At 63.0% G+C, this 25330-nt stretch carries 28 protein-coding genes and 3 pseudogenes; 24 read left to right on the forward strand and 7 right to left on the reverse strand.

Annotated elements, in window-relative coordinates; translation table 11 throughout:
- Positions 1–96: 96 nt before the first annotated feature.
- From OKW39_RS27340 to OKW39_RS27350, 3 genes are all read left to right on the forward strand, one after another.
- On the forward strand, positions 97–438 hold the full coding sequence (locus tag OKW39_RS27340) for an HPF/RaiA family ribosome-associated protein (protein ID WP_429332185.1): 342 nt from the start codon (positions 97–99) through the stop codon (positions 436–438).
- Between the two features lie 155 nt (positions 439–593).
- Positions 594–1463 (forward strand): protease HtpX, encoded by an 870-nt coding sequence (gene htpX, locus OKW39_RS27345; RefSeq protein ID WP_429332184.1) that lies wholly within the window; start codon positions 594–596, stop codon positions 1461–1463.
- A gap of 168 nt (positions 1464–1631) precedes the next feature.
- On the forward strand, positions 1632–2708 hold the full coding sequence (locus OKW39_RS27350; RefSeq protein ID WP_429332183.1) for an AI-2E family transporter: 1077 nt from the start codon (positions 1632–1634) through the stop codon (positions 2706–2708).
- A 79-nt stretch (positions 2709–2787) separates the two neighbouring features.
- Here the strand turns inward: OKW39_RS27350 and OKW39_RS27355 are convergent, their stop codons facing one another.
- On the reverse strand, positions 2788–3225 hold the full coding sequence (locus OKW39_RS27355) for a GH25 family lysozyme (protein ID WP_429332182.1): 438 nt from the start codon (positions 3223–3225) through the stop codon (positions 2788–2790).
- Positions 3226–3339: 114 nt separating this feature from the next.
- Between OKW39_RS27355 and OKW39_RS27360 the strand changes: the two genes are divergently transcribed.
- Positions 3340–3690, forward strand: coding sequence for a hypothetical protein (locus tag OKW39_RS27360; RefSeq protein ID WP_429332181.1), 351 nt, complete (start codon positions 3340–3342; stop codon positions 3688–3690).
- 125 nt (positions 3691–3815) lie between these two features.
- Positions 3816–4169, forward strand: coding sequence for a BON domain-containing protein (locus OKW39_RS27365; protein ID WP_184070392.1), 354 nt, complete (start codon positions 3816–3818; stop codon positions 4167–4169).
- A gap of 35 nt (positions 4170–4204) precedes the next feature.
- Here OKW39_RS27365 and OKW39_RS27370 read toward each other — a convergent pair.
- A pseudogene (locus tag OKW39_RS27370) lies at positions 4205–4350 on the reverse strand (XdhC family protein); the annotation flags it as partial.
- A 302-nt stretch (positions 4351–4652) separates the two neighbouring features.
- On the opposite strand from OKW39_RS27370, the gene OKW39_RS27375 reads away from it, so the two are divergent.
- On the forward strand, positions 4653–4919 hold the full coding sequence (locus tag OKW39_RS27375; protein WP_429332180.1) for a hypothetical protein: 267 nt from the start codon (positions 4653–4655) through the stop codon (positions 4917–4919).
- A 298-nt stretch (positions 4920–5217) separates the two neighbouring features.
- Here OKW39_RS27375 and OKW39_RS27380 read toward each other — a convergent pair whose 3' ends face one another.
- Positions 5218–6126 carry a LysR substrate-binding domain-containing protein gene (locus tag OKW39_RS27380; RefSeq protein WP_429359835.1) on the reverse strand — a complete coding sequence of 303 codons (909 nt, stop codon included), beginning with the start codon at positions 6124–6126 and terminating at the stop codon, positions 5218–5220.
- Between the two features lie 104 nt (positions 6127–6230).
- On the opposite strand from OKW39_RS27380, the gene OKW39_RS27385 reads away from it, so the two are divergent.
- From OKW39_RS27385 to OKW39_RS27450, 14 genes and pseudogenes are all read left to right on the forward strand, one after another.
- Entirely contained in the window at positions 6231–7607 is a 1377-nt protein-coding gene (locus OKW39_RS27385; RefSeq protein WP_429359837.1) for an FAD-binding oxidoreductase, read from the forward strand.
- Between the two features lie 13 nt (positions 7608–7620).
- Entirely contained in the window at positions 7621–7917 is a 297-nt protein-coding gene (locus tag OKW39_RS27390; protein WP_429359839.1) for a hypothetical protein, read from the forward strand.
- 312 nt (positions 7918–8229) lie between these two features.
- Positions 8230–9021 (forward strand): GntR family transcriptional regulator, encoded by a 792-nt coding sequence (locus OKW39_RS27395; protein WP_429359840.1) that lies wholly within the window; start codon positions 8230–8232, stop codon positions 9019–9021.
- Between the two features lie 96 nt (positions 9022–9117).
- Positions 9118–9384, forward strand: a complete 267-nt coding sequence (locus tag OKW39_RS27400) for a hypothetical protein (RefSeq protein ID WP_429359841.1) — start codon at positions 9118–9120, stop codon at positions 9382–9384.
- Positions 9381–10151: a cupin domain-containing protein gene (locus OKW39_RS27405; RefSeq protein ID WP_429359843.1), complete on the forward strand. Its 771-nt coding sequence runs from the start codon at positions 9381–9383 to the stop codon at positions 10149–10151. The genes OKW39_RS27400 and OKW39_RS27405 overlap by 4 nt, the downstream gene beginning before the upstream one ends.
- The gene (locus OKW39_RS27410) at positions 10148–10696 is read left to right on the forward strand and encodes a 2,4'-dihydroxyacetophenone dioxygenase family protein (protein WP_429359845.1); all 549 of its coding nucleotides are present in this window, start codon (positions 10148–10150) and stop codon (positions 10694–10696) included. The genes OKW39_RS27405 and OKW39_RS27410 overlap by 4 nt, the downstream gene beginning before the upstream one ends.
- Positions 10697–10719: 23 nt before the next feature.
- Positions 10720–11967, forward strand: coding sequence for a CaiB/BaiF CoA transferase family protein (locus OKW39_RS27415; protein WP_429564083.1), 1248 nt, complete (start codon positions 10720–10722; stop codon positions 11965–11967).
- On the forward strand, positions 11964–12728 hold the full coding sequence (locus OKW39_RS27420) for an enoyl-CoA hydratase-related protein (RefSeq protein WP_429332171.1): 765 nt from the start codon (positions 11964–11966) through the stop codon (positions 12726–12728). Before OKW39_RS27415 ends, OKW39_RS27420 begins: the two co-directional genes overlap by 4 nt.
- A complete protein-coding gene (locus tag OKW39_RS27425) occupies positions 12713–14521 on the forward strand; it encodes an acyclic terpene utilization AtuA family protein (protein WP_429564084.1) in 1809 nt (602 codons plus the stop codon). The genes OKW39_RS27420 and OKW39_RS27425 overlap by 16 nt, the downstream gene beginning before the upstream one ends.
- Positions 14518–15678 carry an acyl-CoA dehydrogenase family protein gene (locus OKW39_RS27430; RefSeq protein ID WP_429359850.1) on the forward strand — a complete coding sequence of 387 codons (1161 nt, stop codon included), beginning with the start codon at positions 14518–14520 and terminating at the stop codon, positions 15676–15678. The genes OKW39_RS27425 and OKW39_RS27430 overlap by 4 nt, the downstream gene beginning before the upstream one ends.
- Before the next feature lie 294 nt (positions 15679–15972).
- Entirely contained in the window at positions 15973–16467 is a 495-nt protein-coding gene (locus OKW39_RS27435; RefSeq protein WP_429332168.1) for a YbhB/YbcL family Raf kinase inhibitor-like protein, read from the forward strand.
- Positions 16468–16669: 202 nt separating this feature from the next.
- On the forward strand, positions 16670–17803 hold the full coding sequence (locus tag OKW39_RS27440; RefSeq protein ID WP_429359851.1) for a porin: 1134 nt from the start codon (positions 16670–16672) through the stop codon (positions 17801–17803).
- Between the two features lie 30 nt (positions 17804–17833).
- Positions 17834–18214 carry a BON domain-containing protein gene (locus tag OKW39_RS27445; protein WP_429564085.1) on the forward strand — a complete coding sequence of 127 codons (381 nt, stop codon included), beginning with the start codon at positions 17834–17836 and terminating at the stop codon, positions 18212–18214.
- 72 nt (positions 18215–18286) lie between these two features.
- Positions 18287–18615 (forward strand): annotated as a pseudogene (locus OKW39_RS27450) (DDE-type integrase/transposase/recombinase); the annotation flags it as partial.
- Here OKW39_RS27450 and OKW39_RS27455 read toward each other — a convergent pair.
- A pseudogene (locus OKW39_RS27455) lies at positions 18593–18840 on the reverse strand (VOC family protein); the annotation flags it as partial. The pseudogenes OKW39_RS27450 and OKW39_RS27455 overlap by 23 nt on opposite strands.
- A 624-nt stretch (positions 18841–19464) precedes the next feature.
- On the opposite strand from OKW39_RS27455, the gene OKW39_RS27460 reads away from it, so the two are divergent.
- The 3 genes from OKW39_RS27460 to OKW39_RS27470 all read left to right on the forward strand — a co-directional run bounded on the left by OKW39_RS27460 (position 19465) and on the right by OKW39_RS27470 (position 21556).
- The gene (locus tag OKW39_RS27460; RefSeq protein ID WP_429360670.1) at positions 19465–20115 is read left to right on the forward strand and encodes a BON domain-containing protein; all 651 of its coding nucleotides are present in this window, start codon (positions 19465–19467) and stop codon (positions 20113–20115) included.
- A 524-nt stretch (positions 20116–20639) separates the two neighbouring features.
- A complete protein-coding gene (locus tag OKW39_RS27465; RefSeq protein ID WP_429564086.1) occupies positions 20640–20957 on the forward strand; it encodes a transposase in 318 nt (105 codons plus the stop codon).
- A 32-nt stretch (positions 20958–20989) separates the two neighbouring features.
- Positions 20990–21556 carry an IS3 family transposase gene (locus OKW39_RS27470; protein ID WP_429564087.1) on the forward strand — a complete coding sequence of 189 codons (567 nt, stop codon included), beginning with the start codon at positions 20990–20992 and terminating at the stop codon, positions 21554–21556.
- 1 nt (position 21557) lies between these two features.
- On the opposite strand, the gene OKW39_RS27475 is transcribed toward OKW39_RS27470, so the two are convergent.
- From OKW39_RS27475 to OKW39_RS27485, 3 genes are read right to left on the reverse strand one after another with little or no spacing between them, the layout of a single operon-like run.
- Complete coding sequence (locus tag OKW39_RS27475; protein WP_429359710.1) at positions 21558–22931, reverse strand: IS30 family transposase; 1374 nt, start codon at positions 22929–22931, stop codon at positions 21558–21560.
- Between the two features lie 15 nt (positions 22932–22946).
- The gene (locus OKW39_RS27480; protein ID WP_429359708.1) at positions 22947–23552 is read right to left on the reverse strand and encodes an IS3 family transposase; all 606 of its coding nucleotides are present in this window, start codon (positions 23550–23552) and stop codon (positions 22947–22949) included.
- Entirely contained in the window at positions 23549–23866 is a 318-nt protein-coding gene (locus OKW39_RS27485; RefSeq protein WP_429332140.1) for a transposase, read from the reverse strand. Before OKW39_RS27485 ends, OKW39_RS27480 begins: the two co-directional genes overlap by 4 nt.
- A gap of 266 nt (positions 23867–24132) precedes the next feature.
- Here OKW39_RS27485 and OKW39_RS27490 point away from each other — a divergent pair, with 266 nt between their 5' ends.
- A complete protein-coding gene (locus tag OKW39_RS27490) occupies positions 24133–25287 on the forward strand; it encodes an IS110 family transposase (RefSeq protein ID WP_429564088.1) in 1155 nt (384 codons plus the stop codon).
- Positions 25288–25330 lie beyond the last annotated feature (43 nt).

Genomic DNA, 25330 nt, shown 5'->3' on the forward strand with positions numbered 1-25330 from the left:
GTTCGGTTTTTCCGAAGCTGCATTTCCGTTATTTCTGCTTTTTCCTCGACGCCTCCTCACCGTACTCTTGAGCCGTACCCACGAAGGAGGTGTCTCATGCAAGTCCTGTTCAAGTCCCGCGACCGTGAAGCCGTCCGTCTGTGCAGCTTCGCGCGCCAACGCATCCGGTTCGTGTTTCGCCGCATGGACTGGCTGATTTCGAAGGCGACCGTCAGCATGTCGGACATCAACGGCCCGCGCGGCGGACTCGACAAACGCTGCCAGGTGCAGGTGCAGACGCCCGATGCGACGCCTGTCGTCGTGACGTCGATCGCAAGAGACTGGCGCGGCGCACTCGATCTCGCGCTGGCCCGCGCGGCGCACTCGATCATCCGCAGGCAGCAGGCGCGCATTGCGACTCGGGGTCCCCGTGATTTTGATGCCGCTTACGGGCGATGAACAAGGTACGCGCGAATTCCTATGAAGACAGATAGCAAACGTCTTGTGCTGAAATAGAAACATTACATAAACCTTTCGGTTATCCGGTGTCAAAGGAGAGTTGAGGGTTCTATGTCACCGCAGTCATTCAGCCAGTTTCCACAGGAGACTTGTGAATGAAAAGAATTTTGCTGTTCCTCGCCACCAACCTCGCGGTAGTGCTGGTGCTTTCGTTAGTAACGAATGTATTGGGCGTCGGCCGCTTCCTGACCGGGAGCGGGCTCGACTTCAATGCGCTGTTCGTGTTCTCGCTGGTGATCGGCTTCGCCGGTTCCATCATTTCGCTGCTTATCTCCAAACCGATGGCGAAATGGGCAACCGGGGCGCGTGTGATCGATTCGCCGCGCGATTCGACTGAGCAATGGCTGATCGACACTGTACGGGAGCTCGCGCAGCGTGCTCGCATTCGTATGCCGGAAGTCGCAATTTTTGAAGGCGCGCCGAACGCGTTCGCCACAGGGGCTTTCAAGCATTCAGCCCTAGTGGCTGTCTCCACGGGATTGCTGCAATCGTTGAACACGGAGGAAGTGGAGGCTGTCCTTGCCCATGAGATTTCGCACGTGAGCAACGGCGACATGGTCACCTTGACGCTCATTCAGGGCGTGGTGAATACCTTCGTGATTTTCTTGGCCCGTGTGGTCGGGTACTTCGTGGACAAGACCTTGTTTCGTACCGAACGCGGTGTCGGTCCCGGGTTCTACATTACCGTTATTGTTTGCGAGATGATTTTCGGCATTCTCGCTTCGGTGATCGTCGCGTACTTCTCGCGCCGGCGCGAGTTCCGCGCTGATGCGGGCTCTGCGCAACTGCTGGCTTCTCCGCGACCGATGATCAATGCGCTGGCCCGCCTGGGTGGACTTGCACCCGGCGAACTTCCGCAATCCTTCAAGGCATCCGGCATTACCGACAAGCCGGGATGGCTCGGGCTCTTCTCCACGCACCCACCGATCGACAGGCGCATTGCCGTGCTGCAAAGCAGCGGGTAGTCAGTAAAGCAGGGCTGCGCGCGGCATTCCAACATGCGACGTCGACGTTTAGACAAGGAGTGCTCAGGCGCGGGCCGGTATGGGGCTTCCTGTAACGACCAGGTGCCACGGCGCGCGGAAGCACCGGCGCGCCCGCAAATTCTCAGCGTATCTAAAGGGAAGGCGTTCATGGACGAGAGCTATCAGATGTCCCCGGTCAAGCGCATCATCCTTGCATTTCTTCTTGGCGGGCTCGTAGTGCTGAGCTACGTAGTGCTGCACCTGTTCCTGGTGCCAGTGGCCTGGGCCACCATCTTTGCCTACGTGACCTGGCCCGCTTATCGCCACTTGCGCTCGCTTATGCGCGGGAACGCCACCGGCAGCGCGATGCTGATGACGGTCATTCTCTCGGTGGCGTTCATTCTGCCGTCAATCTGGCTGATCGTGCTGCTGCGTGACGAACTGACCGCGGCCTACCAGACCGTCGCCAGCTACCTCGCCAATGGGCCGCACAAACTGCCGGAATTGATTGCGCGCGTCCCGTGGCTCGGGCTGTGGCTGCAGGATCTACTGAACCAGGTATCGGCCGATCCGATGGCTTTGCGCGCGCAAATCGCTGAGTGGGGCCGGCAGTGGACCGGAGAGGTCGGCCAGTTAGTCGGCGGCGTGGGTCGCAATGCGACGAAATTGGGCTTTGCCTTGCTGACGCTGTTTTTTATGTACCGGGACGGCGAAAGCGCGTTGGATCAAGTGCGCCGCATACTACGGCGTTTTCTGGGCGATCGCCTGGACGCCTATCTCGCTTCTATCGGCGGAACGACCAAGGCGGTCGTCTACGGGCTCGTGCTGACGGCACTGGCGCAGGGCGCGCTTGCCGGCTTGGGTTACTGGGTGGCCGGGATGCAGGCGCCGGTGTTGCTGGCTGCGTTTACGGTGCTGATCGCGTTGATACCCTTTGGCACGCCGTTCCTATGGGGATCGATCGGTGTATGGCTCCTCGTCACAGGAAAAACGATAGCCGGGGTCGGTCTTTTACTCTGGGGCGCACTGGTCGTTAGCTGGGTGGACAACCTGATTCGTCCGCTCGTGATCAGCAGCGCTACCCGGATACCGTTTCTTCTGGTCGTGTTCGGTGTGCTGGGCGGGCTTGCGGCCTTCGGCCTGGTAGGACTGTTTGTAGGTCCCGTCATCCTGGCGGTCCTGATGGCAGTGTGGCGTGGGTGGCTGGAGGAACAGGCAACCGTGGGCACTGGAACACAAGGCTAGCCCAACGCACTGCTGAAGTGATCAACTGCTTGCTGCAGCCACTCACGGCTTGGGCACCGCGGCTAAAGCGGCATCAAAATCACGGAGACGCTGGATCATCCCGCGGACGCGTGAGGAAGGTGGCGAGATCCACTCCGCTGGGAAGCAGGACCACGTCCCTATCGACGAGCGTCTGGATGCCCGGCACTCCCGGCTGGACCGCGTTCTGCCAGATTGAGAACGTCGGCCAGCCGCCCGGGATGATGGGTGCGATCCCACGCGGCTCGAACCCTCCGTCCACGCGCTTTGTCCCATAATTGGCGATCCACAGGTGCTGCTTCGTGAACAGGCTCGCGTTCGCCATGCCGTGCGTCCAGAATGACGGGTACGTGTAAATGATCGGCGCCTTCCCGCTACCTTCCTCCACGATCGACAGGAAGAACTGCAGCGACGCGACCGCCTGGTCCACGCTCACGTTATTTGGCAAGAGCTCAACGTCGACCATTGGCGGCAGATCCCCCAGGTCAGCTCGGGTCACATCGGAGATCGGTTTCCGCTATATTTTCGAGAACACTCAGCTTTCCCTTACATTCACAATCGGTTTGGAACGGCGTCGCAGTTGATCGTTAAACTACGACTTTAGCAGTTCATCGTGCTGCTGTTTCTCGATACCGAGTACACCGGCTTCGGGCAACGGACTCCCCGGCTGATCAGCCTGGGGATTGTTGCCGAAGACGCTAGCCGCGAGTTTTATATTGAGTTCTCGGACACGTGGCAAATCGAAGATTGCTCAGACTTCGTCAAAAGGGAAGTTCTGCCATTGCTTGAGGGAGCGCCCCTTACGTTCGAACAAGGTCGCGTTCGCCTGCGGGAATGGTTTTTCAATGCTCCGCGTGCGGTCCGGATAGCGAGCGACTCGAGCACAGACTTTCGGTTCCTTCGGCTCTGCGGTGAAGCCTCGCCAGCGATACTGCGGCTGCTCATTCGCGAACTCGCCCGATGATCGGCCTGCCAGCGGCCGCGCGTCTGGATACGGACTTTCCCTGAATCGTGCAAGCAGCTTTGTTAGAAGCGGAATGTTGGCTATCTTTGACTCACCATTTGCCAGGCCGAACGAGAGAGGCAATCATGAAAGCATGGAACGTCGTGAATCTGCTCGTCGTCGTGGGATGCGTGACGTTGACGTCGAACGTCTACGCGCAAGCCAGCAACGCTATGCCGATGGGCTCGAGTCCGGCTGCAAGTTCAGGCAAGGCGACGCCAGCGGACAAGAAGCTGGCTCGGGATGTACGCAAGGCGTTGTCGAAAGCGCCCAACTTCAACGTGTCGAACGTATTCGTCAAGGCGCGCGGCGGTGTCGTGACATTATCCGGCAGCGTGTCGGACGGTCCTCAGATCCAGCAGGCCGCGGAAGTGGCGAAGGGCGTGCCGGGTGTAACGTCGGTGAGTAACCATCTGACGCTCTATACGAAAGGGTATTGACCCTTCGAGGCGGCGCCGGGAAGTACTGGCCGTTTTCAGCCGTGAATATTGCAGGAGGAGCCGACGCTTCGTGAAATTTCACGCGCTCCCTTAGCGCCTTCGATTTGCAATAGCGTTGGCAACGTTACGCCGTTCTTCGCCGCTGTCACTCGGCAAGAATCGACACGAGCATTTCAGGCGGGGCCGATCTACACTCAAGTCGCGCCAGAGCACAGATTCATGTTCCAGACACGGCTCCGGCGCTTCTGTGAGGGGCTCAGCACCGCTGGTCGCGATTGGCGGTACCCCACCCTGATGCGACATTCGAAGCCCCACTTTAGGTGACTGGTACGCAGTCAGAAGACGCCACCCCGCCGGGCAGCCTTCGACAACCAGCCGAAGCCGCCTGTCATCAGTGCGGCGTGATGTCGCCTAGCATCCGGCCATGAGGACACGTTGTGGGACAATCCAGTGCGGCAACCACCAGTCTGGAGGGCGAACGTCATGGATTCGTCATACATCAAACTGACAACCCCAATTGTCGACAGCCGGTCAGCGCTGTGGTTCTCCGCGTATGACTTCGGCTGGGGATACTGCGCCTTCGAACTCAGACCGGAGGTTGTTTGCGAATACCTCGGAGCGGCAGACGACAGCCAGAAGCAGTTGCTGCTCGCGTTTCAGTTGGGAAAGCAAAAGTTAGTGGGAGTTGCGGAACGCAAAACACCTCCATCGAGTGGAGAGCGCATCGAGATTACTGGCCAGGATCTTTAAGCCGCGCTGCAGCAGTGCACACGACCGGCCGGTTCGGTCTAAGCACCCGTCATTCGCGCATGAAGTCGGACTGACCGGACCTGGCCGACCTCTGCCTGACGCGATCGGCGGCACGCGACCCCATGCGGTCGTTCACACTCGTATCGTTGCTATGGTCGCTTTTCGGTGCACAACGGCCATCTCTTGGCCACGAAGCTGCCCTGCTCTCACCTGAAGCCACCTTACACGTGACGGTGGAATGGTTCCGCCATTAGAAGGGGGTTTGATAAGGCGATTTTGAACGAACAAGAGGAGCGGATTAAGTAGCTGACCGCAACCACTCCGAGAAGGCTCGGATGGTCCTTTCGCGCGGATGGCCTAGCCTGCGAATCACATAGAAGCCATACCCGGGCAAGCTTAGCTTGAATGCTTTTACGAGCGTACCGGCGGCGAGTTCGGGTGCCACGAGCGCGTCACTAAAAATCCCGATTCCCTGGCCGGCGATCACCGCCTCGATGGCATGCAGCTCCTCCCGGAAGCTCAGGTGCTGCATGTCCTTGAATTCGGGCACTTCGCGCCACCTGCGCTGAGCCGCGGCAAGCCATCTCTGCCATGTGGGCGGCTCATGGTCGACTGGTGACCAATAGGAGTGGATCAGAACATGCTCTGCGAGATCGACGGGTCTCTTCAGTTGTCCCGTTGAAAGCAAGCGCGGATTGTAGACGGGCCAGAATGTATCTCTCAAGAGATCATCGACGATCCCGCCCGTCGGCACTGCTCGGCTGGTCGCGTAACGAATCGCGACGTCGCCCTCGCCGGCCTGCAGATCGAGCACGGTATCCGTGCCGATCACCTCCAGCGGCACGTCGGGATGCAATTTCCGCCACGCGGACAGGCGGGGCACGAGCCAACGGCTGGCAAACGCGTTCGTTGTCGTTACGCGAAGGGGCTGTTGGTCGCTATCCCGCTTGACGGCCGCGATTGCGGTGGCAAACACCTCGAGCCCGCCATGAATGGCGGGGAACAGCCGCGCTCCGGCATCGGTCAGCGTCAAGGGCCGCGGCCTGCGACGGAACAGGGCGCAACCACAATAGCGCTCGAGCAATCGGATCTGGTGACTGATCGCGGTAGGGGTGACACATAGCTCGAGCGCGGCCTTCTTGAAGCTCATATGGCGAGCGACTGCGTCAAACGCGCGGAACTCTACGAGGGGCGGCAGCTTATGCATGTAGCAGTGTAGATGAAATCAGTTCACCCTTAGCTGAATTCTTCGAGTTTGCTCCCGGGCCGATTTCAGTGAAGACTTGGAGCCGAATTCGAGGAGACGACACCATGCTGCCGATTGGATCTTTGGCCGACGCTGCGGCCGAGCTTGCCGCCACCTTCCGCGGGCAACTCCTGCAACCCATGGACACCGGCTATGAGGACGCGAGGAAGGTCCACAACGGCCTGGTCGATAAGCGGCCCGCCTTGATCGCCAGGTGCCACGGCGTAGCCGACGTTGTCGGAGCCCTCGATCTCACCCGCAGGCTCGGCCTCGAGGGTGCAATTCGCGGTGGCGGCCACAACGTGGCGGGACGGGCGACGATTGATGGTGGGGTGATGGTCGATCTTTCGCCGATGAAGGGCATCCATGTCGATCCGGAGGGCAGAACAGTCTGGGCGCAAGGCGGCGTCACTTGGGGCGAGCTCAATCGCGAGACGCAGTTGCACGGCCTGGCCGTCACCGGGGGCGTGGTCTCCAGCACGGGCATTGCCGGGCTTACCCTCGGGGGCGGGGTGGGCTGGCTGATGGGCAAATACGGCCTGGCGCTCGATAATCTGCGGGCGGTGGAGCTCGTCACGGTTGGCGGCAAGCTCTTGCGGGCCAGCAAGCACCGGGAGCCCGAGCTTTTCTGGGCGCTTCGCGGCGGCGGCGGAAACTTCGGGGTCGCCACGAGCTTCGAGTATGAACTCCACCCGGTCGGGCCGACCATTATGGGCGGCCCGATCGTCCACCCGATCGAACGCTCCCGGGCCCTGCTCGAATTTTTCCGCGACAGCACACGATCGCTGCCTGATGAGCACGCACTGTTCGCAACGCTGACGCATGCGCCGGACGGGTCCGGCACGAAGGTGGCCGCCCTGGTCACCTGCCACTGCGGGCCGTTGGAAGACGCCGAAAGGGCCATGCGGCCGCTGAAACAGTTCGCGCTTCCCATCCTGGATGCCGTTGGGCCGATGCCCTACTCCCAGCTCAACAGCATGCTCGATGCCAACTACCCGAAAGGCGCTCTTAACTACTGGAAGTCCAACTTCCTCACAGAGCTGAGCGACGCTGCGATCGACACCATGATTAGCAGCTTCGCGCGGTGCCCGACGACAATGGGCCAACTGCTCCTCGAACATTTCCACGGCGCGGTCACCCGGGTCAATGCTACCGACACGGCCTTCCCGCACCGGCGTGAAGGCTACAACTTCCTCGTGCTCGCTCAATGGATGCAGCCGGCGGAGACCGGCGCCTGCGTCGCCTGGGCTCGCGAAACCTACGAAGCAATGCGACCTTTCTTTGCTGCCGGTCGCTATGTCAACTACTTGGACGACGATGAGACGGGCGAACCCATTGCGGCTGCATACGGTCCCAATTACCGACGGCTTCAGCAGATCAAGGCCCAGTACGATCCGACGAACTTCTTCCGCATGAACCAGAACATCCGGCCGCTGGCCTGACGGGCACGTCCCAATGCCGATCATCTTGACCGGCGCGCGCGCCGGATCTGCAGCGCGCCGTCGGCTTGCCGAAAACTTGTTGCCCGATCCGCTGAGCAAAGAGGAAGCATTGAAGGCGCTCAACGCCGAGATAATGTTGCGATTTCAGGAAGCTGGCATCGCGGCCTTGTCCGACACAACGGTGCACGGAGCGCATTGTCTGCGGGTCGCGATACGCAACGACCGAACCCGTCGCGATGACCTGGATCTGCGGGTCAATGAAATCGTTCGACTTGGACACCAGATTTTGAATGCGCGCCGCAGTGCCTGACTTCTTCGTTCGACTCTCGACCTGCTTCGGCGTTGAAGGCTGAAGCAATATCGCCCTCCGGAACCTCGACATCGTTCGGCTATGGCCGATCAATGACCGTTCTACTGAGCGTAGCCGACGCTTGAATGACCGTTGGAACATGAAGGCGAACGGCTGAAAGTGGCCGAAAGTCGCCCAAAAGCACGACTGGTGCATGAGCAGCAAGGAAAGTTGTTTGGGTGTGCCAGAAACGCGAGCGACTGCTCGCGCATCGCTGACATATAATTCGAAAGTTGGTTAATTAGGATTTATATGATGGCGGATGAGCGACACATGGAGACCGCGTGGCCGGAGCTGCCAGCCGAGCGCGGCGTTGCGCAATATCACCGGCTGGCGTCCCTGCTGCGGCACCGAATTGCGAAGGGCGAGTACCCGCTCGGCACGCAGCTGCCGCCGATCACGCAACTCGCGGACGACCTGAGCGTCGCCGTCATCACCGTTCGGCAAGCATACGAGCTGCTTTCCAAGGAAGGGCTTATCCGCAGCCAGCGGGGCGTCGGGACCCACGTTGCAGCGCTGCCCGCCGTCACGGGCGACCTCGAACAGGTGATCAACAACCCCTTCGCCGCACCGCAGGCGCTTGCCTTCGAGATACTCGAAGTCCGGCGCCGCACCCTTGTGCCACAAGAACTGCTCGGACCGGATGGCCGGTCGGCCGACGAATACGTCTGTGTCCGCAAGCTGCACTCCTATTCCGGCGAGCCGTTCTGCTACGCCGAAATCTATGTGCCGACGCCGGTTTTCGAATCGCTGCCCAAGGACATCGCCATGCAGCGGAAACTGCTCGCCGCGGTGCTCGACAAACTTGGCGCGCGCTGCAAACGCTTGCGACAACGCGTGACCGTGATACCCGCCGATTTTCCTCTGTGCGATATGCTGAAGATCCCGTTTGCCTCGCCCGTCGCGAAGATGTCGCGACGCCTGGTTGACGGCAAAGGCAACGTGCTCTACGCCGGTGCGACCTGGTATCGGGGCGACCGCTACGTTTCCGAGATCGACCTCCCCGCGTCCGCCGTGAAAACCGTGCCCGGGATCACCGAGCCCCAGCGGCGGGCTGTCGGGTAAGCCCGTACTTGACGCCACTTTTCGCATGCCTAAACTACTAACATTAGTCATTTAGGTTTAACTCCCTGAAGTTGAGTCCTCATTGGAGCGATGCGCATGCGGAACCTTCTCTTCCTCCTGGCTACCCCTGTCTTTGAGCCGCGAGCGATAGCGGCGGCCCCTTATCCGGCCAGGCCCATCAAGTCCATCATTCCCTTTTCGGTCGGAAGCGGAACGGACGCCGAGGCGCGCGTGCTCGACCAATCGCTGGCCGCCGGCAAGGGCCAGCCCGTCATCGTGGAAAACCATTCCAATGCCTCCGGCTTCATGGCAGCGCAGGCCGCCACCCCGGCGATCAAGACCGCATGGAGCCAGCCCGAATGAAGCCCGTACCTACCGTGGTCAGGGCGGCCGATCTTGCCGCCTACGCGCCGGCCAACCACACCGGCACCTCCAACGTGCGCGTGATCGGCCCCGAGACTGTCGGCGCGACGGCGCTCGAAGTGCTGGTCGGCACGATCGTGAAATCGCACGGCGCGCGGCCGCACGCGCATCCGCACCTGGAGCAATGCGCCTACATGATCGAGGGAACCGGCGAGTCAGGGGCGGAAGGCCGCGTGGAAGCGATGGAGCCCGGGACCTGGGCCTACGTGCCGGCAGGCGTGTTCCATTCGTTTCGCGTGACCAGCGACCAGCCCGGGCGTGTGCTGGTCGTCTATACACCGCCTTATGGCGAGAACCCGGCGCACACGATCACGGAACCCGACGGCGCTGCCGCCGCGCCTGCTCACGCCAAAGTGCGCGTGCTTGCCGCCGGCGACGCCGCCACCGGCACGGTTCCCCTCATCGACCGCGAGACCGCTGGCGCGCGCTGGGTCGACATTGCGGCGCTGCGCATGCCTGCCGGCAGCGCATCGGTCTGCACCGCGGAGCCTGACGCCGAGCAGGTTCTCTACGTCGAAGACGGACGGATCGACGCACGTGTCGATGGGCAGCACTTCGGTCTCGCCCCGGGCGACTTCCTGTTTCTTCCGCGCGGGGCTGCCGCCTCCCTGCGCTGTTTGCCGGAGCAGCCTGCGTCCGGCTTCCTTATCAAGGGGCGGCTTCCATCGACTGCTTTAAATCCAGTAACAACGGGAGACAATTCATGAACGCAAGAATGCTCGCGCAGCCCACCACGTCCACCGGCGCCCCGCTGCCGCTGCCCGCTCTGCCACAGGACAAGCTCCTGACCATCAACATCGAGCAGATCCCGCTGATCAGGGATGTCTTTCCGGGCATCCACATCAAGCCGCTGCGCCTGGACCTGGAGCGCGGCGAGTGGGTCTTCATGGCCATCCTGGAACCCGGTTGCTCGCTGCCGATTCACTACCACACCGGTACGGCGCAGGTGTGGACGATCCAGGGATGCTGGGCGTATCGCGAGTACCCCGAGCAGCGGCAGACGGCAGGCTCCTACCTGTACGAGCCCGGCGGCTCGGTGCACACCTTCTACACCCCCGAGGACAACACCGAGGACACCATCACCATCGCCTGGATCGAAGGCGCGCAGGTCAGCTTCAACGAGGACGGGACGTTCCACTCGCTCAATGACGCGGTTTCGATCCGGTACGCGATCGAGGCCCTCGCGGCAGCGCGCGACATCGGACCGGTGCCCTACATCCGCGGCAACGGCGCCGACGTAGCCGGTTCCTGACCGGAAAGAGGAGCACGGACAGAATGAGCAACGACTCGAACCAGTGTGGGCCGCTGGCCGGCCTGCGCATCATCGACATCACCGAAGTCGTCATGGGACCATCGGCCACGCAGATGCTGGCCGACCTGGGGGCCGACGTGATCAAGGTGGAGCCGCCCGGCGGCGACATGCTGCGCGCCGTCGGACCCGGCGGGCGCTCGGGCGCCGGCCCGCTGTTCCTCAACCTGAACCGCAACAAGCGCAGCGTCATGCTGGACCTGAAGCGCCCTGCCGGCAAGGAAGCGCTGCTGAAGCTCGCGCAGACGGCTGACGCGCTGGTCTACAACGTGCGGCCGCAGGCGATGCAGCGCCTTGGGCTGGATTACGAGGCGCTGCGGCTGGTGAACCCGCGCATCGTCTACGTCGGCACCTTCGGCTTCAGCCAGCGCGGTCGCTATGCGGACTCGCGCGCTTTCGACGACCTGATCCAGGCGGCCGTCGCGATCCCCGAGGCCAGCGTGCGGGCCGGTTCCGACGTGCCGCGCTATGCCCCGCTCAACCTCTCGGACCGGGCCACGGGCCTGTACGCGTTCGGCGTGATCTGCGCGGCCCTGCTCGCGCGCGAGCGCACGGGCTGCGGGCAGGCGGTGGACGTGCCGATGTTCGAGACCACCGCGCAGATGATGCTGGGCGATCATCTGTACGGCCACACGTTCATCCCGCCGCGCGGCGGCTTCGGCTATCCGCGGCTGCTCAACCCGCAGCGGCGGCCGTACGCCACGCAGGACGGCCTGGTGTGCCTCGTCGTCTACACCGACGCACAGTGGCAGGCCTTCATGCGCGTGGTCGGCGAGGCCGAGCGGTTCAACAGCGACCCGCGGTTTGCCGACGGCGAATCGCGCACGCAGCATGTCGAGGCACTGTACGAGATCCTCGCCGACAAGCTGAAAGCGCAGACCACCCAGCAATGGCGCGAGCTGCTGGAGCCGCTCGGCATCCCGGTGTTGCCGGTGCACACCTTCGAGTCGCTGATGGACGATCCGCACCTGCAGGACATCGGGTTCTTCCGGCAATTCGAGCATCCCACCGAGGGCGTGCTGCGAACCATGGCGGTGCCGAGCGAATGGCCGCAAACGCCGCTGCCGCCGCTGCGCCCGCCGCCGCTGCTGGGTGAGCACAGCGCACAAGTGCTGGCCGAGGCGGGCTACTCGCAGCAGCAGATCCGCGAGATGGAGCAGGCGGGCGTGACGCAAGTGGCGGCGTGCAGCGAGTCAACGGGAGTCGAAGCATGAGCGAGGTCGTGCACGCCAGCCGGCAGGACGGGCGGCTGATTCTCACCATCGACCGCCCGGAGCGCCGGAATGCGCTCAACGCGGAAGTGATCGGCACGTTGCAGGAAGCGCTGGACCGCGCCAGGTCTGACGAGACGATTCGCGCGGTGGTGCTCACCGGTGCCGGCGACGAGGCGTTCTGCGCCGGCGCCGACCTGGGCGGGGATGCCTTCGCGTTCGACTACGCCACGCCGACCAGCGCCTATGCCGACCTGCTGCGCACGGCCCGCACGCTGAACGTGCCGCTCGTCGCGCGGGTTAACGGCGCCTGCATGGCCGGCGGCATGGGCCTGCTCGCGATGTGCGATCTCGCCATCACGGCCCGGCACGCGAGCTTCGGCCTGCCCGAGGTGAAGGTGGGCGTGTTCCCGATGCAGGTGCTCGCCGTGCTGCAGGCCCAGCTGCCGCTGCGCTGCCTGGCGCAGCTGTGCCTGACGGGCGAGCCCATCGACGCGGCGCGGGCACGCGAGATCGGTCTGGTGAACGAGGTGGCTGACGACCTCGACGCTACGCTCGAGCGCCTGCTGTCGCGGCTGCTCGCCAACTCACCTACCGCGCTGCGGCGCGGCATGTATGCGATGAAGGCGATGCGTTCGATGTCCTTCGACGAGGCGATCGCCTTCGGCGAAGGGCAGATCGGCCTGCTGGCCCTGACCCAGGACGCGCGCGAGGGCCTGGCCGCATTCAAGGAAAAAAGGAAACCGCAATGGACGGGCAACTGACATCGTCGACGCCGGGCAAGGTTGTGCGCATCGGCGGCGCCTCGGGCTTCTGGGGCGACAGCAGCCTCGGGCCGCTGCAGCTGGTGCGCTGCGGCGCCATCGATTACCTCGTGTTCGACTATCTCGCCGAGCTCACCATGTCGATCCTCGCGGGCGCGCGCACGAAGCGGCCGGAGGAAGGCTACGCCATCGACTTCGTCACGGTGGCGCTGCGCTCGGTGCTGAAGCAGGCCGTCGGGCAGGGCATCCGCATCGTCAGCAACGCCGGCGGCGTAAACCCGAAGGGCTGCGCCGCAGCGGTGCGGGCTCTGGCCGACGAACTCGGCGTACCGGTGCGGGTCGCGATCGTCGAAGGCGACGACGTCCTCCCGCTTGCCGCCGCGATGCGAGCGGCCGGCACGGGCGAAATGTCCAGCGGCGAACCGATGCCGGAGCGGCTGGTGACGGCCAATGCCTATCTCGGCGCACTGCCCATCGCACGGGCCCTGGCCGCGGGTGCCGACATCGTCATCACCGGCCGCTGCGTCGACAGTGCTGTCACCCTCGGCGTGCTGATGCACGAGTTCGGCTGGGCGGCCGACGACTTCGACCGGCTCGCCGCCGGCAGCCTGGCCGGCCACATCATCGAATGCGGCTGCCAGGCGACAGGCGGCCTGCACACCGACTGGGCCAGCGTGCCGGACTGGGCGAACATCGGCTATCCGATCGTCGAGTGCCGCGAAGACGGCAGCTTTGTGGTCACCAAGCCTGCGGACACCGGCGGCCTTGTCACGCACGCAACTGTCGCTGAGCAACTGTTGTACGAGATAGGCGATCCGGCCAACTATCTGCTGCCGGACGTGACCTGCGACTTCCGCCAGGTGCGCATGGAGCAGGCCGGGCCGCATCGCGTGCTCGTGACCGGCGCGCGCGGCCGCCCGCCGACCGGCACCTACAAGGTCAGCGCCACCGCGCCGGCGGGCTTCAAGATGTCCGGGCAGCTCACCATCGTCGGGATCGACGCCGCAGCAAAGGCCAGGCGCACGGGCGAGGCGCTGCTCGAGCGCGGCCGCCGGCTGCTGCACGACAGCGGGTTCGCGGACTTCCTGGCCACCCATATCGAGCTGCTCGGCACGGAATCGGCTTACGGGCCGCATGCGCGCCCCTTGCCGACGCGCGAAGTCGTGTTGCGCCTGACGGTGACGCATGCCGACCGGCGCGCACTGGCGATGTTCAGCCGTGAGTTAGCCGCACCCGGCACGTCCTGGTCACCCGGCACGACCGGTGCCGGTGGCCGTCCCTCGGTGTCGCCGGTGCTGCGGCAGTTCGCCTGGCTCATTCCGAAGGCGCAGGTGACGCCGACGGTCACGCTCGGCGAGACGACGTTCACCGTGACGTTGCCGCCACCGCAACCGCAGGTCGCGCGGGAACCGCTGGCGCCCATCGAGGGTGCGTTGCCCGCCGGCCCACGCCAGACCGTGCCGCTCGTGAGAATCGCGCTCGGACGCAGCGGCGACAAGGGCGACACCTCCAACATCGGCCTCATCGCGCGGCATCCGGCCCTGCTGCCGGTGCTGAAAGACCAGGTGACGCCAGAACGCGTCGCGGAGTACCTCCGCCATCTGGTGCAGGGGCCGGTCCACCGTTACGAGCTGCCCGGCATTCATGCCATCAACCTCGTCTGCGAGTGCGCGCTGGGCGGCGGCGGCATGGCGTCGCTGCGCAACGACCCGCTCGGCAAGGGCATGGCGCAGATGCTGCTCGACATGCCGGTCGACGTCCCCGCAGGCCTGCTGCAGGAGCGCCCCGCATGAATTTCGACTTCTCCGACGACCAGCTTGCAATCCGCGACGCCGTCGAGGCCCGCTGCGCCGACTTCGGCGCCGATTACTGGCTTGAGCGGGACCGCGATGGACGCTGGCCCAGCGAGTTCTGTGACGCCGTCGCTCGCGGCGGGTGGTTCGGCGTGACCATGCCCAAGGAATATGGCGGCGCCGGCCTCGGCATCTCGGCGGCCGCGATGGTGATGCGCACGATCGGCAAGCTCGGCTCGGCGGCGGTGTCGTCGGTACACCTGAACCTGTTCGGCCCGCAGCCGGTGGTCGTGTTCGGCAGCGAGGCGCAAAAGCGGCGCATGCTGCCGCCGTTGATCGACGGTTCGGATCGCGCCTGCTTCGGCGTGACCGAGCCCAGCGTCGGTTCCGACACCACACGCGTCAGAACCTTCGCCCGTCGCGCAGGCGACCGCTACATCGTCCGCGGCCAGAAGGTTTGGACCTCGACCGCGCAGCACGCCAACAAGATCCTGCTGGTGGCCCGCACGACGGCGATCGAGGCATGCGCGCGGCCGATGGACGGCGTCACGCTGTTCTACACCGACCTCGATCGATCGCGCGTGCGCATCAGCGAGATCGACAAGATGGCGCGCAAGGCAGTGGACTCGAATGAACTGTTCATCGACGGACTGGAGATCCCCGTCGAGGATCGCATCGGCGACGAAGGCCAGGGTTTCAGGTACCTGCTGCACGGCCTGAACCCGGAGCGCATCCTCGTCGCGGCTGCCGCGCTAGGCGCCGCTGAGACAGCGCTGGCGCGGGCAACCGACTACGCCAGGGAACGCGTCGTGTTCGGCCGGCCGATCGGCAAGAACCAGGCGATCCAGCATCCGCTGGCGGAATGCTGGATGCACCTGCAGTCGGCCGAACTGCTGATGTGGAAGGCGGCGGCGCTCTACGACGCCGGCAAGCCCTGCGGTGTCGAGGCTACGGCGGCCAAGTACCTGGCGGCAGAGGCCAGTTTCGAGGCGTCGTTGCGTGCGGTGCGCACGCACGGCGGCTACGGCTACGCGACGGAGTACCACGTCGAGCGCGGCCTGCGCGAAAGCGTGCTGTCGCTGCTCGCACCGGTGACACAGGAGCTCGCGTTGTGCTACGTCGCCGAGCAGGCGCTCGGGTTGCCGAAGTCGTACTGACCCGCGCAGCGCGAGACAAACCGCATCCAGGGCGTGGCAACGGCACGTCCGACGACACCGACCGGATCAATCAGCAACGGTCCATAAACCCGAGCCTGGAGACTGCGAAATGAGAATGAACATTGCGGGAGGACACGATTGAATAATCGTCCGCCGCCGAACGTGTCGTGCGAGGGGAGGCCGTGGCGCAGCTGGAGGAAGCGGCGCCATGACAAATAAGTGCATCGGTTCTGGGGCGCATCCAGGCGATGCGGCTTCCCTGGTTCTCAAATCAAGTAAATCAAAGGAAATGGCGTGAGCATCTTGACAGTGATATCGCCTGAATTCAGGGATCAGGAACGGCTGCAACTGGTGCATGAATTCGATGGCTTCGACGGGACCGGCCAGAACCGTTCGCCCGCGCTGCAATGGCACGGCGCGCCGGCAGGCACCAGGAGCTTCGCCCTGACGCTGTACGACCCGGACGCACCCACCGGCAGCGGCTTCTGGCACTGGATCCTGTTCGATATCGATTCGTCCGTCACCCAGCTCGCCGCAGGCATAGGCTCATCCGACGCCACTGACCTGGGCGCCAGCGGCACTCAGGCCACCAACGATTACGGCGCCACCGGCTACGGCGGTCCCTGCCCGCCCAAGGGCTTGCCGGCGCACCGCTATATTTTCACCGTGCACGCGCTGGGTGTGCCCAAGCTGGAGCTGCCGGCCAACGCGCCCAACGCGGTGGCGCGCTTCGTTATCTACCAGAACACGCTCGCCATGGCCACCCTGACCGGCCTCTACAACCGCTGAGGGTGCGCCTTGCTGTCACTGTTTGAACCGCTCGCCGGCAGTCCCAGGGCGATCAGCCCGAATGGAGGAGCCACGATCTAAGCATGGGGACTGCTTCCTGTCCACCCGATGCCGATAGAAACGCCCGGCCCAGTTTCATTCCACCACTAGCCGTACGCCTGCCGGAAGTGTCCCGCGATCGCGACACAACTAGGAGACCGAAATGAAATCGAAGTGGAGTGGCGCTGCAGCGCTTGTCGTGTTCGCGAGCGCAGCACATGCGCAATCGTCGGTGACGCTGTACGGCCTACTCGATACCGGGTTCCTGTATCAGAGGGCGAACGCGAGCAACTTTCAGTCGAAGGTGAATCTCGGGCATGTCTACGAGCTCAAGGACGGCGGCATCTATGCGAGCCTCTGGGGCTTGAAGGGCACCGAGGACATCGGGGGCGGCTACAAGGTCAACTTCAAGCTGCAGGGGTCGTTCAACACGCCCACCGGGAGGGCCGGACTGGCCGGCACGCCGACCGCCACCGCGATGTTCAACGAGCAGACTACGGTGGGCGTGTCGAGTCCGTACGGCACGCTCGACCTGGGCCGGCAGATCCTGCCGATGATCTATGCGATGGCGGACACCGACGTACGGAACGCCCAATACTTCGGCAGCATCCTGACCGCGTGGCTCGGCCTGAACCAGGCCGCGGGCTGGCCGGGCACCAGCACGAACGGCTCGATCGGCGCGCTGTATGACGACAATGCGATCGTCTACCAGTCGCCGAAATTCTACGGCGCATCGCTTGCGCTCGAGTACGCGCCGGGCGGCGTCGCCGGGAAGTTTCAAGGCGGCACGCGCGAGTCGGCCGTGCTCAAGTATTCGAACTACGGCCTCAACGTGGCGGGGGTGTACTACAACGGACACGACGCCAACCCGTTTGCGCCCAACGGTGCCGTGACCCCGGCGACAGGCCTGAACAACAACCGGTTCTGGTACGTTGGCGCGCAATACACGTTTTACAATGTTTCCGTGTCGACGTCGTACGCCATGGGCAAGAATCCGGCGAAAAGCAGTCAGGACAGCTTCGAGATGATCTCCGCCGGCCTCGGCTACCAGTTCACCCGATTCTTCAAGGTCACGTCGGGCTTCTATTACCTGAGGGACCGAAATTTTTCGTCCAACCAGTCGAATCTGTTCGCGGTGGGCGCCGAATATAACCTGTCCAGGGCCACCCTCGCCTACGCACAGGTCGGGTACGTCAACAACCGGGGCAACATGAGCCAGACGATCATATACGCCGCGCCGGTTCCGGAAGGAACGTCGAGCACCGCAGCGATGATCGGCATCCGTCATGCTTTCTGACCCCGTGAACCACGACAAGCGGAGCATCGAATGAGCACAAGCAACATGGCACTCAGGATGGCCGGCGGCATATTGCTCGCGCTGGCATCGGTTCACGTCTCGGCGCAGTCAGGCGCAGCGAGCGCGGCGTCGAATGGCGCCGCGACGGCGGCGTCGGCCGCACCGGCGGCCAAATCGGACCGGGCGGCCAATCGCGCACTGCGCCGCAAGGTCTATTCGGCCATCGTGAAGCACAAGGAGATCAACGCCGGGAACATCAGTGTCGTCGCGAAGGGCGGTGCAGTCACGCTCTACGGGACGGTCGTCGACCCATCGCAGATCGACAAGGTGGCCGAAATCACCAAGGGCGTCCCGGGCGTCATCTCCGTGACCACCAAGCTGACGGTCGAGAAACCGTTCGGCGGCCAGTAAGCTATGGCGGTTCTGTTGCAGTAAGGCCGGTCCGCTATGATGTGCGGAACGACATGAACGACTGAAAGCTCGATGAAGACGATGAATCCGGTGGTGGCCCGAGTGCTCAAACGCCTGCATTATCCGCTGGACGTGATTCTGACTTGCGTGCGCTGGTAAGTGGCCTATCCGCTGAGCCTACGGCACCTTGAAGACATGATGGCTGAGCGCGGCGTTTGGATCGATCATTCGACTGAGCACCGCTGGGCCATCGAGCGCTGTTGCCGGTGCTGGAGAAAGCGTTTCGCCGCCGCAAGCGTCCGGTGGGTAAGAGCTGGCGGATGGACTAGACGTACATCCGCGTCAAGGGGGAATGGCGGTATCTTTACCGGGCCGTTGCTCGATGCGCAGGCACAGATGATCCATATTGCGCCCCGCACCTGGCGCACCGCTCTCTGGGCGATCGATCTTTCCGCCGACCTTCAGCAGATCGATCAGCGAGTGCCCGGCGTGTAACTGGATGAGCCCGAGATCCGCCTGTTCCTTTTCCACACTGCAACCAAGCACATCGCAGTAAAACCGGGTCTCGAATCGAGATCGGCGGCCCTGATCACGACGTGGTCGATCTCACGGATTTGAAACTCCATGGAAAAGCCTCCTCCTTCGTCCGGTTCTTCGTGCCGCTCGCGGGAACTTTCCGAGTGTAGGAGAAGGACGAGCCGGGCGTTAGCCTCGTCGCTTCGCCGAAGGTGAATCCGCTTGCTCATCGCCATGCGGATCGCACGTTGTCGGTATTTGCAGAGACGACCTGACCGTCGGTGATGTTTTTGAATGCCCCGGTGTACGCGCACGGGGCGATCAGGATTTCCAGCGGCATCATCGCGCGCGGGCCAGATCTCCGCGCTGTCCAACAGACGGCTGCTGCCCAATAGAAAGTGCGCACGAAAATCGCGTCGCGTTTGAGCGACGTTGCGTCCGGTGCAGTTCCAGTCGGCGGGCAGTCACTTTGAGCGACCGTTGTAGCTCGCGCAGCCGACGTTCGAATGTCCGCGTGACAGCGCGAGCCAACGGCCGTAGATGGCCGATCACCGTCATAGCGGGCGCGCGCCGGGGCCGGGCCACGCCCGCGCACACTGAAGCTCTGGGTTGATCGATATCAACATAGTCAGAACGCTTCGGACGATGCTAGAAGTTGCGCGTCACGCCACGTGCGGGATGCGTCGCCGTGCCGGCGTCCTTCGGCGCCGTCGACGATTGTGCAGGAGACCGGGATGAAGTCAGACCAAGCGCTAAAACAAGACGTCGAGCAGGAATTGCTCTGGGACCCGGCAATCGACGCCAGGCAGATCAGGGTAGCGGTTCATGATCGCATCGTTACACTCGTGGGGGCAGTGTCGAGTTACGCGCAGAAACTCGCGGCACAGAAGGCGGCGCAACGTGTGACCGGCTGCCGCGCGCTCGTGATGGAATTGAATGTCCCGGAATCGTCGCCTGCGTCGCACAGCGACGAGGATCTCGCCACCGCGATCTTATCGGCGCTCAAGTGGCAGGAGGACTTCCCCAAGGACGCCATTCAGGTCGAAGTCGAACGCGGTTGCGTGACCCTTGCCGGCGAAGTCGACTGGGGCTATCAGCGTCATGCCGCTGAAATGCTGGTGAGCCGCATGCGTGGAGTAATGGGTGTGTCGAACCAGATCACCGTCCGGGCCGATGAAGTCGCCGCCGACGTTGGTGCCCAGATTTCTGCAGCACTTGCGCGACGTGCAAAGCGAGAGTTCGCCGGCATCGCAATCGACGTGCACGACGGGGTCGTCACGCTGACCGGTACTGTCAGTTCGCTGGCAGAAAAGCGCGCTGCGTGCGGGGCTGCGTGGTCAGCGAAAGGAGTGCAGCGCGTCGTGGATAAGTTGAGCGTGGTGTGAAGCGCGGACCTAGGGCGCAATCGTGCACCTCGCTTCGACTCAAGTGTTCGACAGGCACTCGACGTTCCAAGGACGGCCTCCTACGCTGCGGAAGGTCTTCACTTCGGTGCCACAGCAGCCATTCGACTTCCGCTGGAACTTGTCGACAGCGAACGGGGCTTTCGAGAAATTCGAATGCTCCTTGCCGACCCGTTGCTGACCGTCGGCCCCACCGAGACATATATGGCGGCTCTCAAGCGATACTGTTGAAAAAGTGGCTGACCGTCTCTCTCGGGAGGTTTTCATGGGTCTTCTTACCCTTGATCGACGCTCGCGAGCGGTTCGTGGGCCGATCTGAGAGGTCGATTTTTTAGCTTGCCAATTGCAAAAGCCATGTAGCGACTTTTTCAACAGTATCGAAGCAGAACTGCCGCCTGAATGTCATGGCGACGCAACGAACGGAGGCCGCCTTCTGGCCGCCCGCTGCCTGTCTGAGATTGACCCGCAAAAACGGACACCTATCCTTTTGATCAGGAGGTGTCGAAATGGGCAGGCATCGTACCCCATACCCTGTGGAATTCCGGGCCCACATGGTTGAGCTGGTGAAGGCCGGAAGAACGCCTGAGGAACTGGCTCGTGAGTTCGAACCGACCGAGCAGACGATCAACAACTGGGTCGCGCAGGCCGATCGCGATGCGGGTGTGCGTCACGACGGGCTGACCACGGCCGAGAGGCAGGAACTCACACGGTTGCGTCGTGAGAACCGGCAACTGGAGATGGAGCGGGACATTCTCTCGCAGGCTGCGGCCTGGTTCGCGAGGGAGACGGGAGCCGTTCCGCCGAAGGGCGGTACGGATTCATGAGAGCGAACCGGGCCAGGTGGCCCATTGCCACAATGGCACGGCTGCTCAGGGTCTCCACGAGCGGCTACTACGCATGGCTGGTGCGAGAGCCATCGAAACGCTCATGCAGCGATGCGCAACTGCTCGAGCGTATCCGCACGCTGCATGCGAGTTCGCGCGGCACGTATGGGGCGCCACGTATCCATGCGCAGCTTGCGCGTGAAGGCGTGCACGTCGGACGCAAGCGGGTCGCACGCCTGATGCGCATGGCCGGCCTGCATGGTGCGAGCCGGCGGCGCTGGCCACACACCACGCGGCAACGCGCGGGGGCACGGCGCGCTCCGGATCTGGTGCGTCGGCACTTCTGTGCCGAGGCGGCGAACGTGCTGTGGGTGGCGGACGCCACCTACATCCCGACTGGCGAGGGGTTTCTGTACCTGGCTGTGGTCCTCGACGTGTTCAGTCGTCGCATTGTGGGCTGGGCGATGTCCAGCCATCTGTACACCGAACTGATGTTGCGCGCACTCGATATGGCGTTGCTGCAGCGACGCCATGAAGGCATCATCCTGCACTCAGACCAAGGGTGCCAGGGCGGATTCAACCGGTCGTCGCAACACTAGATTATTGAACAGATTTTAGGTATTCGTCCAAGGCCTCCGCAGGCGTCTTCCAGCCGAGTGTTTTCCGGGGCCTGGTATTCAATGTGTTAGCAACGGCCTGGATCTCGCGAGCACTCCACCGGGACAGGTCTGTGCCCTTTGGAAAGTATTGTCGTAGAAGGCCATTGGTGTTTTCGTTCGTACCACGCTGCCATGGGCTGTGCGGGTCAGCGAAGAACACCTTCACGCCGGACTCGATCGTGAAGCGGGCGTGATCGGACAGTTCCTTGCCACGATCCCAGGTCAATGATCGCCACAACTGAGCAGGCAAGTCCGCCACGGTCTTCTTGAGTGCGTTGGCCATCGTAACAGCTCCGTAGCCGGCCAGCGCAGGCCCGTTTTTCGTGCGTGGAATTAGCCCATAGCCTTTCTCGCGAGGTAAGTGCACGAGCATCGTAAAGCGGCTTGATCTTTCCACCAACGTCCCGATGGCTGATCGGTTTAAGCCGATAATCAGGTCGCCCTCCCAATGGCCTGGCACAGCACGATCTTGCACCTCTGCAGGCCGGCTGGAAATCATCACCTCCTCGCTGACGTGCGCCCACGCCTTGGCACGCGCTCTCGCTCGGGGAACGCGCAACGCGCGCCCGGTGCGAAGGCAACCCACCAGCTCGCGCTTGAGCGCACCGCGCCCTTGAATATAGAGCGCTTGATAAATGGCTTCGTGAGAGATGCGCATAGATTCATCATCCGGGAAATCAGCTTGCAATCGATTGGCAATCTGTTCAGGTGACCAGCCGTTGACCCACTTTCGGTCACCGCGATGTGGTTTATTGCGCCCCTTGAACGGTGCCTGCCTGGGCCCCGCAATTTCACGACCATCAGCGTCATGTACCTTGCCCTCAAGGCGCTCCTGTACGTATTGGCGCAGCCGTGCGTTCGTCGCCAGCTTCGCTGGCTTTGGTCGTTTGGCGAACCGTTCCGCCTTCCACTGCGCGACCGAAGCACGATACTCGAGGCACCCACCACGGGTTGCCGCATTGCGTGTGAGTTCCCGCGAAACGGTTGACGGACTGCGTCCAGGACGCCGGGCAATTTCGCGTACCCCAAGACCTTGTACCGAGAGCAACGCTATATCTTCCCGCTCAGCGAACGACAAGTATCGACCAGCGATAGGTTTCGACATGAATAGTGGCATGCCGCCACGATAGCGGAACCAGCGCGAGCCTACCGCTTGAGATACGCCTACCGCCTCCGCTGCTTTCTCGCTTGTAATGCCCGTTGCGATCTGTTGCCAATACCGACGCTCCATCACATGTCCAAGTGATGGCGCACCCGGCGAGTACATCGCTTCTCGCCCTGTCAACCGATACACCTGCTTTGCACTTCGTCCCATGCAACACCTCCTCGATCAAAGGTGTTGCAACGACCGGTTGAATCCGCCTTGACAGCCTTGATCGGAATGTAGAATCACACCGTCATGGCGTCGCTGCTGCAACGCCATGTCAAACGCCCGCAACATCAGTTCGGTGTACAGATGGCTGGACATCGCCCAGCCGACGACGCGACGGCTGAATACATCCAGCACAACCGCCAGATAGAGGAATCCTTCGCCCGTGGGTACATAGGTCGCATCTGCGACCCACAGCACGTTTGTCGCGTCGGCACTGAAGTGCCGGCGCACCAGATCAGGCGCACGCCGGGCGCCTGCGCGTGGCCGCGTGGTGCGCGGCCAGCGCCGCCGGCTTGCCCCGCACAGACCCGCCATACGCATGAGGCGCGCCACCCGCTTGCGCCCCACGTGTATGCCTTCGCGCGCGAGTTGCGCATGAATACGCGGTGCCCCATACGTGCCGCGCGAGCTTGCATGGAGCGTGCGGATATGCGCGAGCAGTTGCGCATCGCTACGCGTGCGCATCGCGGGCTCCCGCACCAGCCATGTGTAATAGCCGCTCGTCGAGACGCCGAGCAGCCGTGCCATCATCGCGATGGGCCAGCGGGCCCGGTTCGCTTTCATGAATCCGTACCGCCCTTCGGTGGAATGGATCCCGTCTCCCTCGCGAACCAGGCTGCCGCGTGAGAGAGTATGTCGCGCTCCATCTTCAGTTGCCGGACTTCGCGACGCAACCGTGTGAGCTCCTGGCGTTCGGCTGTGGTCAGACCGTCATGCCGCACACCTGTGTCGCGATCAGCCTGCGCCACCCAGTTGTAGATGGTCTGTGCAGTCGGCTCGAACTCCTTTTCCAGTTCCTCCGGCCTGCGCCCGGCCTTCACCAGCCCGACCATTTGCGCCCGAAATTCCGCCGGGTACGGGGTACGATGCTTGCCCATAATCGGCACCTCCTTCTCCAAAGGATAGATGTGCGTTTTTGCGGGTCAACTTCAGGTCTGGTCGTGGGACATCACCTGGCTACCGGCGGCGGTCAAGGGCAAGTATTACTACTGGTACATGATGCTGGACGTGTTCAGATAGTATGACTTCCCGTGAGGTGGAAGGCTGGCCTGGCGTGTGAAAACAAACGCGGGTTAGCATGACTGCCAGAGCCGCACGGTGTGGACAGGGCCACACCCGGCGATTTCCGTCACGGAGGCCAGCAATGGAAAACGATAGCACAGTCTATGTAGGGCTCGATGTTCACAAGGACTCGATCGCGGTCGCCTATGCGCTGGGCATGGGCGAAGTGGAGCAGTTGGGCAGGATCGGAACGACGAAGACTGATGTTGACCGGTTGTGCAAACGTCTGCAGTCCAAAGGGCGACACGTGCGCGTGGTCTACGAGGCCGGTCCATGCGGTTATGGGCTTTACCGGGAACTGGTTCAGAAAGGATTCGACTGCATGGTGTGCGCGCCATCGCTGATTCCCAGAAAGCCCGGTGATCGCGTCAAGACAGACCGGCGGGACGCGATCAAGCTAGTGCGCGCACTGCGCGCGGGCGACCTCTCAGCAGTGTATGTGCCGGGCGTAGACGATGAAGCATTCCGCGATCTGGCCCGTGCGTGGGCAGCGGCCAAAGCCGATCTGAGGCACGCGCGGCAACGGCTGAAGTCATTCCTGCTCGCGCATGGTGTAGGTTATACCGGTACCGCTGACTGGGGACCCGCGCACCGGCGATGGATCAGCTCATATTCGTTTCCAAGTCACTGGCAGCAACTGGCCTTCGACGAACACCGTCGCACGATCGAGGACAGGCTCGCGCAATGTGAGCGTCTCGAGGTGGCGCTGCGCGAGGCCGTGCTCGAGTGGCGCTTTTATCCGGCCGTACTGGGCCTTCAGGCCATGCGTGGCATACAGTTCACCACTGCGATCGGAATGCTTTCGGAGCTCGGAGACCTGTCACGCTTTGAGCATCCGCGCCAGCTGATGGCATGGCTGGGCGTCACCCCCTCTGAATACTCTTCCGGAGAGCGGCGTCGTCAGGGAAGCATTACGAAAACCGGCAACAGTTACGCCCGCAAACTGCTCGTCGAGGCCGCCTGGAGCTACCGGTTTCCCGCACGTGTGAGTACAGATATCCAGCGTCGGCAAGAAGGCATCCCCAAGCCCATTACCGATCGAGCCTGGGACGCACAGTTGCGGCTGTGCCAGCGATATCGCAAACTGGCAGAGCGCGGCAAGAATGCGAACATCGCTGTGGTTGCCGTGGCCCGTGAACTCGCGGGATTTATCTGGGACATTGGCCGGCTGTCAATGTCCCTGGCTGTACCGGGCGGTGCACAGCCAACACACCAGCTTCATCCTGCCGGCCACTGAAAAGCAGCAATCTGAAGGAGTTTCCTGAAGGCGGCGTAGCCCG

The sequence above is a fragment of the Paraburkholderia sp. MM6662-R1 genome, assembly GCF_050436245.1.
In the GTDB taxonomy this organism is placed as follows: Bacteria; Pseudomonadota; Gammaproteobacteria; order Burkholderiales; family Burkholderiaceae; genus Paraburkholderia; species Paraburkholderia tuberum.

Coding starts and splice junctions, on each gene's coding strand:
- OKW39_RS27340 (WP_429332185.1), top strand. CDS start 97: ATGCAAGTCCTGTTCAAGTCCCGCGACCGTGAAGCCGTCCGTCTGTGC.
- OKW39_RS27395 (WP_429359840.1), top strand. CDS start 8,230: ATGGAGACCGCGTGGCCGGAGCTGCCAGCCGAGCGCGGCGTTGCGCAA.
- OKW39_RS27470 (WP_429564087.1), top strand. CDS start 20,990: ATGGCACGGCTGCTCAGGGTCTCCACGAGCGGCTACTACGCATGGCTG.
- OKW39_RS27440 (WP_429359851.1), top strand. CDS start 16,670: ATGAAATCGAAGTGGAGTGGCGCTGCAGCGCTTGTCGTGTTCGCGAGC.
- OKW39_RS27350 (WP_429332183.1), top strand. CDS start 1,632: ATGGACGAGAGCTATCAGATGTCCCCGGTCAAGCGCATCATCCTTGCA.
- OKW39_RS27390 (WP_429359839.1), top strand. CDS start 7,621: ATGCCGATCATCTTGACCGGCGCGCGCGCCGGATCTGCAGCGCGCCGT.
- OKW39_RS27415 (WP_429564083.1), top strand. CDS start 10,720: ATGAGCAACGACTCGAACCAGTGTGGGCCGCTGGCCGGCCTGCGCATC.
- OKW39_RS27385 (WP_429359837.1), top strand. CDS start 6,231: ATGCTGCCGATTGGATCTTTGGCCGACGCTGCGGCCGAGCTTGCCGCC.
- OKW39_RS27460 (WP_429360670.1), top strand. CDS start 19,465: ATGAAGTCAGACCAAGCGCTAAAACAAGACGTCGAGCAGGAATTGCTC.
- OKW39_RS27375 (WP_429332180.1), top strand. CDS start 4,653: ATGGATTCGTCATACATCAAACTGACAACCCCAATTGTCGACAGCCGG.
- OKW39_RS27420 (WP_429332171.1), top strand. CDS start 11,964: ATGAGCGAGGTCGTGCACGCCAGCCGGCAGGACGGGCGGCTGATTCTC.
- OKW39_RS27365 (WP_184070392.1), top strand. CDS start 3,816: ATGAAAGCATGGAACGTCGTGAATCTGCTCGTCGTCGTGGGATGCGTG.
- OKW39_RS27490 (WP_429564088.1), top strand. CDS start 24,133: ATGGAAAACGATAGCACAGTCTATGTAGGGCTCGATGTTCACAAGGAC.
- htpX (WP_429332184.1), top strand. CDS start 594: ATGAAAAGAATTTTGCTGTTCCTCGCCACCAACCTCGCGGTAGTGCTG.
- OKW39_RS27445 (WP_429564085.1), top strand. CDS start 17,834: ATGAGCACAAGCAACATGGCACTCAGGATGGCCGGCGGCATATTGCTC.
- OKW39_RS27480 (WP_429359708.1), bottom strand. CDS start 23,552: ATGAAAGCGAACCGGGCCCGCTGGCCCATCGCGATGATGGCACGGCTG.
- OKW39_RS27465 (WP_429564086.1), top strand. CDS start 20,640: ATGGGCAGGCATCGTACCCCATACCCTGTGGAATTCCGGGCCCACATG.
- OKW39_RS27425 (WP_429564084.1), top strand. CDS start 12,713: ATGGACGGGCAACTGACATCGTCGACGCCGGGCAAGGTTGTGCGCATC.
- OKW39_RS27475 (WP_429359710.1), bottom strand. CDS start 22,931: ATGGGACGAAGTGCAAAGCAGGTGTATCGGTTGACAGGGCGAGAAGCG.
- OKW39_RS27380 (WP_429359835.1), bottom strand. CDS start 6,126: ATGCATAAGCTGCCGCCCCTCGTAGAGTTCCGCGCGTTTGACGCAGTC.
- OKW39_RS27400 (WP_429359841.1), top strand. CDS start 9,118: ATGCGGAACCTTCTCTTCCTCCTGGCTACCCCTGTCTTTGAGCCGCGA.
- OKW39_RS27430 (WP_429359850.1), top strand. CDS start 14,518: ATGAATTTCGACTTCTCCGACGACCAGCTTGCAATCCGCGACGCCGTC.
- OKW39_RS27485 (WP_429332140.1), bottom strand. CDS start 23,866: ATGGGCAAGCATCGTACCCCGTACCCGGCGGAATTTCGGGCGCAAATG.
- OKW39_RS27405 (WP_429359843.1), top strand. CDS start 9,381: ATGAAGCCCGTACCTACCGTGGTCAGGGCGGCCGATCTTGCCGCCTAC.
- OKW39_RS27410 (WP_429359845.1), top strand. CDS start 10,148: ATGAACGCAAGAATGCTCGCGCAGCCCACCACGTCCACCGGCGCCCCG.